The 12,148-nt window shown below is 43.8% G+C and carries 10 protein-coding genes; 7 read left to right on the top strand and 3 right to left on the bottom strand.

Going from position 1 to position 12,148, the window contains the following annotated elements:
* Positions 1-201: 201 nt before the first annotated feature.
* Both PUQ00_RS04605 and PUQ00_RS04600 read right to left on the bottom strand, forming a co-directional pair.
* Positions 202-459, bottom strand: a complete 258-nt coding sequence (locus PUQ00_RS04605; RefSeq protein WP_300413605.1) for a hypothetical protein — start codon at positions 457-459, stop codon at positions 202-204.
* 274 nt (positions 460-733) lie between these two features.
* A complete protein-coding gene (locus PUQ00_RS04600) occupies positions 734-1,606 on the bottom strand; it encodes an SDR family oxidoreductase (protein ID WP_300413603.1) in 873 nt (290 codons plus the stop codon).
* A gap of 631 nt (positions 1,607-2,237) precedes the next feature.
* Here PUQ00_RS04600 and PUQ00_RS04595 point away from each other — a divergent pair.
* Positions 2,238-3,842, top strand: a complete 1,605-nt coding sequence (locus tag PUQ00_RS04595) for a peptide ligase PGM1-related protein (RefSeq protein WP_300413601.1) — start codon at positions 2,238-2,240, stop codon at positions 3,840-3,842.
* A 108-nt stretch (positions 3,843-3,950) separates the two neighbouring features.
* On the opposite strand, the gene PUQ00_RS04590 is transcribed toward PUQ00_RS04595, so the two are convergent.
* The gene (locus PUQ00_RS04590) at positions 3,951-5,402 is read right to left on the bottom strand and encodes an MFS transporter (protein WP_300413599.1); all 1,452 of its coding nucleotides are present in this window, start codon (positions 5,400-5,402) and stop codon (positions 3,951-3,953) included.
* A 233-nt stretch (positions 5,403-5,635) separates the two neighbouring features.
* Here PUQ00_RS04590 and PUQ00_RS04585 point away from each other — a divergent pair, with 233 nt between their 5' ends.
* The 6 genes from PUQ00_RS04585 (at position 5,636) to PUQ00_RS04560 (ending at position 12,129) form a co-directional block, all read left to right on the top strand.
* Positions 5,636-6,154: a phosphoribosyltransferase gene (locus PUQ00_RS04585; RefSeq protein WP_300413597.1), complete on the top strand. Its 519-nt coding sequence runs from the start codon at positions 5,636-5,638 to the stop codon at positions 6,152-6,154.
* Positions 6,155-6,900: 746 nt separating this feature from the next.
* A complete protein-coding gene (locus PUQ00_RS04580) occupies positions 6,901-8,661 on the top strand; it encodes an ATP-binding protein (RefSeq protein ID WP_300413595.1) in 1,761 nt (586 codons plus the stop codon).
* A 32-nt stretch (positions 8,662-8,693) separates the two neighbouring features.
* Positions 8,694-10,805, top strand: a complete 2,112-nt coding sequence (locus PUQ00_RS04575) for an ATP-binding protein (protein ID WP_300413593.1) — start codon at positions 8,694-8,696, stop codon at positions 10,803-10,805.
* 60 nt (positions 10,806-10,865) lie between these two features.
* Positions 10,866-11,177 (top strand): response regulator, encoded by a 312-nt coding sequence (locus PUQ00_RS04570; RefSeq protein WP_300413590.1) that lies wholly within the window; start codon positions 10,866-10,868, stop codon positions 11,175-11,177.
* 6 nt (positions 11,178-11,183) lie between these two features.
* Positions 11,184-11,549 carry a response regulator gene (locus tag PUQ00_RS04565; RefSeq protein WP_300413588.1) on the top strand — a complete coding sequence of 122 codons (366 nt, stop codon included), beginning with the start codon at positions 11,184-11,186 and terminating at the stop codon, positions 11,547-11,549.
* Positions 11,550-11,754: 205 nt separating this feature from the next.
* Positions 11,755-12,129: a hypothetical protein gene (locus tag PUQ00_RS04560; protein ID WP_300413586.1), complete on the top strand. Its 375-nt coding sequence runs from the start codon at positions 11,755-11,757 to the stop codon at positions 12,127-12,129.
* Positions 12,130-12,148 lie beyond the last annotated feature (19 nt).

The raw sequence follows: 12,148 nt of genomic DNA, 5'->3' as shown, positions 1-12,148 counted from the left end.
TTCGATCAAATATAGCCTAGAGTGTTGTAGGTAATCGGATACGAGGCGATGTCTGACGACAAGCCGAAGAAGCGTCTAGGCTAGAGCATTATTGGGAGGAATATTAGGTGCGATCGCTATTGTCTGGGCTTATTTTCTGTAACGATGATTAGAAGTAGCGATCGCTATAGGCACTAATCTACTATGACAAATGACTAACTTTTACAATTCTGATGCCGTGTCTGGAGCAATAATTTCGCCAGTACCCAATTGTAGTATCAAGTCCTGCTCAGTAATCAATCCGCTGAGTTCCTTCACTTGCAAATTCATGTCTTCACAAGCTTGTCTGAGTTCTTGTGCAAATTTGTTGAGGTCTTGACCATAGCCACACTGATACGCAGCAGTTTCAATGCCTTCCTTGGCATTTGCTCTAGCACAATCTACTAGTTCCGTGCCATGCAGTGGTGTAGGAGATGCCATAGATGTAGTTATTATTTCTTAAATGTTTCCTTCTAGATAGATTATCAATATTTGAATATTCACTCATCCCTCCAATGGAAGACAATTAGGGTGGAGTTATGAGTTAAGAGTTATGAGTTAAAAGTTAAGAGTTATAAATTCATAATAGACATCTGGTGAAATTAAATATGCGTTATCTATAACCCTTGTAGAGACGCGAAATTTTGCGTCTCTACATTCTTTTTCGGAGATGTCTAACATATCGTTTATAATTCCTAACTCCTAACTATTTTACTTACCCGTTAATAACTTCTCCACCATTGACATGTAAGACTTGTCCAGACATATAAGAAGCATCATCGGAGGCTAAAAATACGTAACTAGGAGCAACTTCTTCTGGTTGTCCGGGTCGTTCCATTGGTACTTGTTTGCCAAAACTTTCAACCTTATCTTCGGGAAAAGTTGAGGGAATTAAAGGTGTCCAAATTGGCCCTGGCGCGACAGCATTAACGCGAATTCCTTTGGACACCAAATTCTGTGATAAGGAGCGAGTAAAGGCAACGATCGCACCTTTTGTAGATGAGTAATCTAGTAGTTGTGGATTGCCTTTATAAGCTGTTACCGATGTAGTATTGATGATAGAACTGCCTGCTTGTAAATGCTTGAGTGCAGCTTTAGTCATGAAAAACATCGAGAATATATTAGTGCGAAAAGTGCGCTCTAATTGTTCTTTGGTGATTTCCTCGATACTTTCTTTTGGATGTTGTTCGGCAGCGTTATTGATCAGAATATCGAGTTTGCCAAACTCACCAACTGTTTGTTGTATAGCTTGCTGACAAAAAGTTTCATCGCCAATATCGCCTGCAATGGTTACTGCCCGACGCCCTTGTTTTTCTACCAAATGTTTTGTTTCTTTGGCATCGTCGTGTTCATTGAGGTAAAGGATCGCTACATCTGCACCTTCTTTAGCAAATGCGATCGCTACAGCACGACCAATACCACTATCGGCACCCGTAATTAATGCTACTTTATCTTGTAACTTGCCACTACCCCGATACTCGGCATCATCTGCTTTCGGTTTTGGTGTCATTTCTGATTCAACACCTGGTGCTTCTTGTTGCTGTGGCGGTTGTAATTTTTTTTCTTTCTGCTCTTTTGATTTAGCCATAGGTTTTGTCTTGGTAATTATATATTGAATTGGACATTGGTTATTTCGCCTTGCTCCCCGTTCCAAAACCAAACCTTGGATCGAAAACTTAACCCAAGGTTTCTTTTTTGCTTTGGCTCTCACTCGCCATTTGCAATTTTAGGTGTTTATACCCCAGATGCTTGCCAAACTTACTTCTTGCGGGTAACTGTATGCGACTTAGATTATTTTTCCTCGCATCTGACACACGCTATTCATTTGATCAGCAAAAACAAGTGCACAACTCTCATGTGATCAAAAATTTCTCCTTTTCATCTACTTTTAAGTTAACTATTATGTTGTTGTACTTTATCGCTCCCTAGAGGTAAACTAACCTGGAATTTGCTCACCCTTAAGAGGGAAAATAAATTAAGGAGATAAGAGTTACTAAATTAGGTTTATAATCATCTGTTATTGCTTAAATAATTAAAGGTTTGTAGTAAGCGGCTCTAGCTTTGGAGCGTTAAAGCCGTTTACTAGGAGGAAATGTCAATATTTAACATTACAAAACACATATAGCAATCCTGAATCTTGACGCTGCGGCTATACCTCCACACTAATTGTCTAAAAGCCGCGTGGTACGCTACATTTGGATCATTAGAGAGCAAGGGTTATGGCAACACTAAATATTTCCGAGTTAGAGCAGGTTGAAAAGTTTCGACACTTACAATTAACCCTGCGCGATCGCTGGAAAACGACCGAGCTATTTGATAATAGTGAAGCGGATATTTTAATTATTCCCTCCCTGAGTATCGACCAGCGCGAACTCCAAAAGATCGAAGGCTGCGAACATTATGAAGAAAGATTACTATTTTCCTTAATTCGGTTGCAAAATCCCCGGACTCGGCTGGTTTATGTAACATCAGTACCGTTGCATCCTAGTATCATTGATTATTATCTGCAACTATTGCCAGGAATTCCCTTTTCTCATGCTCGCAATCGCTTGCTGCTACTTTCTACTTACGATTCCTCCCTTAAGCCTCTAAGCCAAAAGATTTTAGAACGTCCCCGCCTGCTAGAGCGGATTCATCAAGCTTTGAGGCTAGACAAATCATTTATGATTTGTTACAACTCTTCGCACTGGGAAGGCGAATTGTCTTTAAAATTAGGTGTACCCCTGTATGCTGCTGCACCAGATTTACAGATTTGGGGAACAAAAAGTGGTAGTCGGCAAATCTTCAAGGAAAGCGGAGTACCATATCCAGATGGCAGCGAAAAAATTTGGAACCACACAGATTTGGCAGAAGCTACTAGTGATTTGTGGGAACGACAACCAACATTACAACGGGTAGTGATAAAACTCAACGAAGGTATTTCTGGAGAGGGGAATGCCTTGCTCGATCTGAGACCGATTGAGAATTTAGCACCCGGTAAAGGTACTCATGCCGAAAGGGTAGCAGCAATTAGCGATCGCTTTTCAATAATGCGCTTTCAAGCAAAACAAGAGACTTGGGACAATTTTTCTGGAAGACTTCCGGAATTAGGGGGAATCGCCGAAGCTTTTGTGGAAGGAAAAATTAAGCGTTCGCCCAGTGTCCAAGGACGGATTACACCTAATGGCGAAGTCGAAATCCTTTCAACGCACGACCAAATTCTCGGAGGCCCAGACGGTCAGATTTATCTTGGTTGTCGCTTTCCGGCTGATGAAAGCTATCGGTTGCAATTACAGCAATTGGGACTACAAGTTGGCAAAAAGCTAGCAGAAAAAGGCACTTTAGAGCGATTTGGATTAGATTTTATCGCCGTTGACAAGGGTAATAAAGAGTGGGATATTCAGGCGATCGAAATTAACCTACGTAAAGGCGGCACAACTCATCCATTCATGACCCTGAAACTATTAACAAACGGTCGCTATGACCTTTCGACGGGCTTATTTTATAGTCAGCAAGGTCGTCCAAAATACTACATTGCTACTGATAATCTTCAAAAAGAGCGCTATCAGGGATTATTGCCGAATGATTTGATGGATATCATCGCTGACCAGAGACTACACTTCGATAGCGGGACTGAAACGGGCACAGTGTTTCATCTTATGGGTTGCCTTTCGCAGTTTGGCAAGTTGGGATTAACCAGCATCGGTGATTCCCCGCAACAAGCACAAGATATTTATAACAAAGTTGTCAAAGTTCTGGATGAAGAAACCCGCAGTAAAAATCAAGATTTATCGGCGTTTTCAGATTATTCCTTTCCTGTGGTTTGGGATGAATCTAGTTCATAGAAGTCGGAAGTCGGAAGTAAAGTTTTGTAATAGGATTTAAGTCAACAGAAAACTTGCCGGTTATAGAAGCGGGGGACTTAAACCCACGGAATTAGTTAAAAAACTTCTTTAACTCCCCTTCTTCTCTTGCCGTTCTTTGAGTTTCAGCATAATTTCTGCGTGCATCTCGCGGGTAATCGGGTAAAAATACGTTAAAACTAAGCCAAGAATCACACAAACTGTAGGTATGGGGCCAACAGCAACGCGAATCGCAAACAGTGCCGATTCCGGTTGGGTAGGGATTATACTTCCGGCTACAGATGCTTTGAAACCCGATACTTGCAAAGCATTTCCTACCAAAAACAGCCCGAAAGCTAAACCAAATTTTTGTAGCAAAACCATGAACCCATAAAAAATGCCTTCTCTGCGTTGTCCGGTTTGGAGTTCATCTAATTCAATCACATCTGGAATCATCGACCAGGGAATTAGATAAGCTGTAGATACACCAACACCTGCCATCACAGCCATCAAATACATCAAAACTATTTGACCAGGTTGTAAGAAAAATAGTCCGGTGGCTGCTATTATCCATAAACTCATTCCCAGAAAATAAACAACTTTTTTCCCGATTTTTTTACTCAGCGCCCCCCAGACAAATAGCATCAGCAGGGCGGTTCCTTGAACTGCAATCAACAGTGTGGGCACATCTGATTCTTTAAGACCCATACAATAGACTACAAAATAGGGAATGATGCTGGCTGTAATCTGCACACCTAGCCAAGAAAAAAGATATATACCAATAACAAATAAAAAAGGTCGGTTGCTAAAGACAATTTTTAGCTGTTCCAAGAAGGAGAGAGATGCAGGTTCCTCGGACTGGATGCGTTTAGTCTCAAAAGCCAGGATGCGATCGCGGACTCCAAAAACGCACCAATATAATGCCAAAATCGAAATTACCGTACAAATTGCTGCTAAAACGAGATATCGTTGTTGGCGATCGGCAATTTGGGAAAAAACAATTTGCGCTAAAATCAACGACAGAATGCTACCACCAATGGAAAATGTAAATCGAAAGCTGTTAAGGCTGGTGCGTTCGTCGTAATCTTGAGTTAGTTCTGGAGTCATTGCCGTATAAGGCAAATTCACAACCGTGAAAAAGGACTGAGATAGTACCCCAATCACTACGTAATACCAGAACATCGGCCAAATATTATCACTCTGATTTGCCCTAAATTGCGGTACAATCCACTGCAAGAAAAAGAAAATTCCAAAGGGAATTGCTCCATAAAACATCCAAGGAAGACGACGGCCCCAGCGCAGAGATTTTGTTTTATCACTCAGGAACCCGATAACCGGATCATTTATGCCATCCCAGATTTTGCCAATCATCAAAATAGCGCCAGCTAAACCCGCAGGAATACCAGCGATATTGGTAAAGAAAAACAGCAGATAAAAGACAGAGATATTTGCAGTAATTGCTGGGCCTAAATCTCCTGCACCGTAAGCCAGTTTTGTTTTAAAGTCGAGTTTTTCACTGAGAATATCTCGTTGGGCATCGCCATCAGCAGCAGAATCGTTCATAATAACTTGCACTCATACTCAAATAAAAAGTTTGCGTCACCCATAGCGCCACGGAGAGCGAATCTTCTCCCTTGCTGTAGCCTCTCCTCTCCCTTTGGGATTCGGGGAGACGTTACGCGAACGAGCGTCACAGTCCGCACTTCTCTACGAGAGGCTGCGTCAACGGCAAGCTCAGTGACCACCATCCTAGACATCGCCTTCAATACTAGCTATCTACCACTCCCGTTAGAGTTATGCCAGATATTTATGTTTCTTGGTCAGATTATCACCAAAAAATTGAACAACTGGCTATTCAGATTTATGAATCCGGTTGGGAATTTAACCAGATTATCTGTCTTGCTAGAGGAGGACTGCGAGTTGGAGATATTCTCTCCCGTATATATCAGCAGCCCCTGGCAATTTTAGCAACCTCATCTTACAGTGACACTGGAAAGCAAGAAAGAGGTAATTTAATTTTCTCGCGCCACTTAACAATGACTACCGAAAAGTTAGGTTCGCGTATTCTCCTAGTGGATGATTTGGTAGACTCTGGGATCACACTCCAGCAGAGTATACCTTGGCTCAAGCAAAATACTGATTTTCCCATTGAGGAAATTTGCACCGCCGTTCTTTGGTATAAAGCCTGTTCAGTTATAGCACCCAATTATTATGTTGATTATCTGCCTGACAACCCCTGGATTCATCAACCTTTTGAACACTACGAGCAGATGAACCCGGCAGAACTTGCGGCTAAGGTAAGTCAACTGTGGTGATTAATACCTATACAAAATTAATTTCATACTCCCTGATGTTCACCAAATTCATTAACGGACAATTTCCCCAAGATGGTAAATGCAACTAGTACCGCTTTGTGTAATTCGTAATGACGCGAAACGGACTCGCTAACGTAATTGGTAATTAGTCTTACGTAAGGGTTTTATATATTCTAAATGGATGGCTTATTTCCGCCGTGCTGTACTAGCGCTCATCCGAAAAAGCCGTGCTGGTATTGGAAGTAACTTTCAAAATCTTCCCTCAGGAAGTACCAACGGCAAATAATTTTGTCGTAGTCTTTTTTTTATGCGAATAAAACGAAGCCAAAAAAGAACGCAGGGGGCATTTATGCTACAGGCAACAATCTATCGGGGCTTATAACCATAACTGATAGCGTAGGGTAGCGAGTCCCGTAATAAAATTTCAGGCCACCATACCGGAGGTATGGTGGCCTGAATCCAACCAGTTTTTGGCAAAAGGCTTTCTCAGAAACTTTTTCTTTTCTCCTGTTTCCTGCCTTGCCCGGAGGGCTTGGTCAAAATCCAGAACTGAAAATGAATAAATGGGTTTTATACTACCACCAAATTGTAGACTGCCCTTATTAGGCGGGTGTATAAGACCTTTTTATTCAGAATTCAAAATTCATTATAAATTTTTTTAAAAAAAATTGAAGAAATGTTACGAAACTTGGGTCAATCTGGACAGGAACTGCTGAGGCAATATTTCTTAGAAGCGGAGTAGTGTAATGACGAACGAGGAAGTGGAGCAAATATGTTTAGATGATATTCTGATCACTGAAGAGTTGTCCCGTCGAGTACCCAGAACCACTGACCTCAAAGAAGAGAACGATGCACTTCATACCCTAGTACGGCAACTAGTTGAGCAGCCTCAAATTCTACTCAAAAAGCTTGTAACAATCACTACTCAACTGTGTCGGGCAGAATCAGCAGGTGTCAGCTTACTTGAGGTGACTCCGAGCGGGGAAGATACGTGTCGCTGGTTCGCACTAGCCGGGATGTTAGAAGCGTATGAACAAACTCCCACTCTTTACACCTCTAGTTTCTGCGGCATCTGCCTAGAACGTCAAACCCCTCTGCTTTATTCCTATCCAGAACGCTATTTCACCTACTTGCAAGAGTTTAAGCCAACAATCGTCGAGATCCTAGTGGTTCCTTTATTGATTGCTAATCAACCACTTGGCACGATTTGGATTGTATCCCATGATCAGCATCGGCAGTTTGATGCAGAAGACTTGCGATTAATGAAAAGCCTCGCAAATTTTACCGCCGCCGCTCTTTACAGTAGCAATGCCCGTCAAGCAGCCGAAGAATCTGCACGGCGTGAGCAAGCCGCTCGTGCCGTTAGCGAAGCGGCACAAAATGCAGCTGAACAAGCCAATCGTCTCAAAGATGAGTTCCTCGCTGTTCTATCTCACGAACTGCGTTCCCCCCTCAACCCGATCTTGGGCTGGGTAAAACTCCTGCAAACCCGCAAATTTGATGAAGCAAAGACGGCTTATGCCCTAGCAACTATTGAGCGCAATGCCAAGTTGCAGTCTCAGCTAATGGAAGATTTACTGGATGTTTCCCGCATTCTTCAAAGCAAACTCAGCTTAAATATCTCCTGTGTTGACCTATCTGCTGTCATTGAAGTAGCCCTTGATACTGTGAGTCTAGCGGCTCAAGCCAAGTCAGTTCAACTCAAGACGAAATTTGAACGGAATGTCGGCCAAGTTTTGGGCGATCCCAGTCGTTTGCAGCAAGTCGTCTGGAATTTGCTATCTAACGCCCTTAAGTTCACACCATCTGGGGGTCAGGTGGAAATAGCACTTGAGTCCGTGGGTACACAAGCGCAAATCCAGGTGAGTGACACGGGTAAGGGCATCAACCCAGAATTTTTGCCTCACGTGTTTGATTACTTCCGGCAAGCTGACAATACCACAACAAGAACCTTTGGCGGCTTGGGGCTTGGTCTGGCGATCGTTCGTCAAATCGTTGAACTGCACGGTGGAACAGTCCACGCAGAAAGTGAGGGAGATGAAAAAGGTGCCACCTTTACTGTGTTGTTACCTATCAGGAGTGTCGAGCCTCAAATAAGTGAAGACAAGGTTTTGCCTGATAGTTCCCCTAATCTTCAGGGGGTAAATGTGCTAGTCGTGGACGATGAAGTTGACACCCGCGACCTAATAGTTTTCATCCTCGAAGAGTATGGTGCCTCTGTGCGTGCCTTCGCCTCAGCTTCGCAAGCACTAGAAGCCTTTGCACTTGAGAAACCAGATATTCTCTTAAGTGATATTGGGATGCCAGAAATGGATGGCTATATGCTGATTCAGCAAATTCGATCGCTACCGCCTGAGCAAGGGGGAGATATTCGAGCGATCGCACTGACAGCCTATGCTGGAGAGATTAACCAGCAACAAATTCTCGAAGCCGGATTCCAAAAACATTTGACTAAGCCAATAGAACCAGTCAAATTAGCGATCGCAATTGCTAGCCTAGTTAAATAATAAATAATTATTCTCAAAAATTGGAGTACCAGTTGGCTACAAATTCCGATTTTAGAATCCTAAAAGATCAGTTACTTCCTGAACGTAAAGAAGCTCTGCTCGCTCGCATGGCGAACCGCATCCGGCAATCCCTGAACCTCCAAGAGATTTTAGATGCAACTGTGATCGAACTGCGGGCATTTTTGCAAACCGACCGGACTAAGGTCTACCGCTTTGATCGCGACGGGCATGGGCATGTCGTTGCCGAAGCGAGTGCTCCCAATCGTCTGCCTTCTTTGCTGGGATTACACTATCCAGCTGATGACATTCCCCCCCAAGCGCGGGCCTTGTTTGTTAAAGCACGTACCCGCTCCATTGTCAATGTCAGCGAGCAGCGCATTATCCTTAACTCGCTGCCGACCCCCAAAACTACAGCAACCGGGGACTTGACCGTTGAAGAAGTGCAAGAGCAACCCCTTGAAGATATCTTAAGCCGTCCAGTAGACCCTTGCCATGTGGACTATCTCACCCAGATGGGTGTGCAATCTTCTCTGGTGGTACCAATAATTTATCAACAGGAACTCTGGGGACTGTTGATCTCTCATCATGCCGAACCCAGAGAGATTACATCTGAGAATTTGCAGGTCATCCAATTGCTTGCTGACCAGGTTTCACTGGCAATTACCCAGGCAAGTCTGCTGAGTCAGGTACAGGAGCAGCATCAGCGCGAAGCGATTATTAATCAAATTGCCACTCTGCTGCACGCACCTCTAGCGCCTGAGCAGATTTTGCATAACGTTCTGGAGCAAGCAGTAAAAGCTTCTGGCAGTTCTGGAGGAAGGTTGTACCTCACTTCCCCAGATGAGGCTTTACCAGCCCATCTTTATACTTACGGAAATCAGCCGGCCCCATCAGAGCTTGAGCAACCACACTTACTAGAAAATCATCCCCTTTGGCAAGAGGTAGGCATAACTCCTGCTCCTATCGACACTGCCTTAACCCAAGAGGATAAACCTGCCCTGCGAGTCGTAATTAATCTTCAGCAAGAACCGCGTCTGCACCAACTGATTGAATCTTTCCAGACCACACCGATTCAGGGTTTGATTGTTCAACCGTTGTATTATGGTAAAGAATTCTTGGGCTATCTCACCTTCTTTCGTGACCAAATCGGCACACAAAATCTTTGGCCGGGTTATGAGGACGTTGATGAGCGCCAACAGCGACCCCGCCAGTCAATGGCGCAATGGCAGGCGCTCAAACAAGATAAAGCTCACCCCTGGAGCATCGAAGAGATGGAACTCATCCAGTCTTTGAACATTCACCTATCGCTGGCCGTGCTCCAAAACCGCCTCTATCAGCGTGAACGGCAGCAACGCCTGGTAGTTGAGATGCACAACGAAGCTCTCTCTCATGCCCGAGCTGCCGCCGAAGAGGTGAGTCGCCTCAAGAGCAATTTCTTGGCTTCTACCAGCCACGAACTGCGAACCCCTCTGGCCTCGACCTTAAACTACTTAAAGTTGCTCAAAGAGCGCCTTTATGAAGACGAAGAGGAGTTACGCCAATATATCGACGGCGCTTACCAATCGACGCAAAATCTCGTTACTATCATTAACGATGTGCTGGACATTGCCAAGATTGAAGACGGACGCATAGCCTTAGAGTTGGAGACAGTTTATCTGGAAAAGCTTTTACAAGAGCAATGTTTTCTCTCAGGTGCCGAAAGCCGCTACAAGGCAATTCCTTTAACACTCCACTGTGAAATTGAGACTGTTTTCGCCGACAAGATCAAAGTCCGCCAGGTGATGACAAACCTGCTGGATAATGCCTTCAAATTCACAGATGAGGGCCAAATAGATGTTCGGGCTGTCGTCGATAGTACTGGGACAATGGCTCAAATCTCGGTGCGCGACACGGGTATCGGTATTGAGATGGAAAACTCAGAGCAACTGTTTTCCCCATTTGTGCAAGCTGATGGTTCTGCCCAGCGCTCCTACGGGGGCACCGGCTTAGGGCTGACTATCTGCAAGCGATTGGTGGAACTGATGGGTGGTAATATCTGGCTTGAAAGCCCTGGACTAGGGCAGGGAAGCACGGTAACATTTACCCTGCCCCTAAACGTACCAAGTCAGATCAAAGGTGACAATCTTGAAGATCCTACTGGTTGAAGATAACGAACTCCTGGCTAAGGGAACCGCCAAACTAATCGAACGCTTGGGGGTCATCAGGTGTTTATTACTGCCGAACCAAAAGAGATATTCCACCTATGCGAAGCGGGGGCAGTAGAACTGGTGATTATGGATATCAATTTGCCGGGAGCTAGATGGGAAGGACAAAAAGTCGATGGTTCCATGCTGTCGTGTCATCTAAAGACACAGTGGAAACAGATACCAATTATCTTGGTGACGGCTTACACCATGCCCGCCGAGCAACATCTGTTGTTGTCCCAATCTGGGGCTGACAGTTGCTATACCAAACCGATCACTGACTACGATGCCTTTTTGGATATGATTACTCTACTCGGTCAAAGGAGGAATTGAATCCCCATGTACAAGCTGGCGATTTTGGATGATGACGAACACTGGTGTCGGATCGTCCAACGCTTTCTGAAGCAAGAATATGCTGTAGTAAGCTACAAGTCCGTGTCTACTTTCTTATGGGAGTTAGAGGAACTAAACCAGTACGATATCTTTCTGGTCGATTTTGTGCTGCCTACGGCTCGGCATGAGCTAAATACAGATGGCATGGAAATCGTTACCACTCTCAAGCACAGCTTGCCTCGTTCTCTTGTAGTCATCCTCGTCACGGCTTACATGAGCATGAATGAGTTAGAGGTGCATGGCAAACAAATGTGTCCAGAGGCAGACGGATTTTTTGCCAAGGATGCAGGACTAGAATTATTGGCTCACTAAATGAAGCAACTGCTCACACCAGGTAAAACTGAGGCCAGTTAGGAAAAAGTACTTAGGATTTTCGGACTTTCGCTTGCCCGAAATTGAGCTAAAGAGATGAAGCCCGCAAAAATTGCCACTCAGGTGAATCCGTGTTGATAAATACTTAGTACAGCTACGCAGAATTCAAAATTAAGAATTCAAAAAGGTTATGGAGTAAGCTTTTTTGGCTCACCAGATTTATTACTATATTTTGCCAAAGATTGGCACATTCATCCTTAAATATGTATGGTGTTATTTACCTGACTCATTAGAAAAGTCTTTACATAAAATTGCTCTACAGTTCCGAGCAGAGTATTCGGAGATTTATACTAGTCTGGCTGAAGACACAGAAGCTTTCAAGAAAAAATCTGAAAAAATTCAGCAGCTACGCACTTTATACACGATGACTGATGAGTTGCCCGTTTGGCCCCTCGATGTCAAAACTTTCCGCCGATATCTTCTAACAGTGCCTACTCCTCTTATTGGTATTTTGAGTGGCATATTTAAAAACTTGTTGATAAATCTACTCAAGCAACAGGGTATTAAATTTGGTACTTAAAATAATTCGTAATTAAGTT

It is taken from the genome of Nostoc sp. S13 (assembly GCF_029379315.1).
Lineage (GTDB): Bacteria > Cyanobacteriota > Cyanobacteriia > Cyanobacteriales > Nostocaceae > Nostoc.
Note: the sequence above shows the minus strand (reverse complement) of the source record. Positions and strands in the feature narration are given on the sequence as shown.

What these genes read in the sequence shown, in the direction of transcription:
- PUQ00_RS04605 (WP_300413605.1), bottom strand. Translation starts at nt 459, where the DNA reads ATGGCATCTCCTACACCACTGCATGGCACGGAACTAGTAGATTGTGCT.
- PUQ00_RS04600 (WP_300413603.1), bottom strand. Translation starts at nt 1,606, where the DNA reads ATGGCTAAATCAAAAGAGCAGAAAGAAAAAAAATTACAACCGCCACAG.
- PUQ00_RS04595 (WP_300413601.1), top strand. Translation starts at nt 2,238, where the DNA reads ATGGCAACACTAAATATTTCCGAGTTAGAGCAGGTTGAAAAGTTTCGA.
- PUQ00_RS04590 (WP_300413599.1), bottom strand. Translation starts at nt 5,402, where the DNA reads ATGAACGATTCTGCTGCTGATGGCGATGCCCAACGAGATATTCTCAGT.
- PUQ00_RS04585 (WP_300413597.1), top strand. Translation starts at nt 5,636, where the DNA reads ATGCCAGATATTTATGTTTCTTGGTCAGATTATCACCAAAAAATTGAA.
- PUQ00_RS04580 (WP_300413595.1), top strand. Translation starts at nt 6,901, where the DNA reads ATGACGAACGAGGAAGTGGAGCAAATATGTTTAGATGATATTCTGATC.
- PUQ00_RS04565 (WP_300413588.1), top strand. Translation starts at nt 11,184, where the DNA reads ATGTACAAGCTGGCGATTTTGGATGATGACGAACACTGGTGTCGGATC.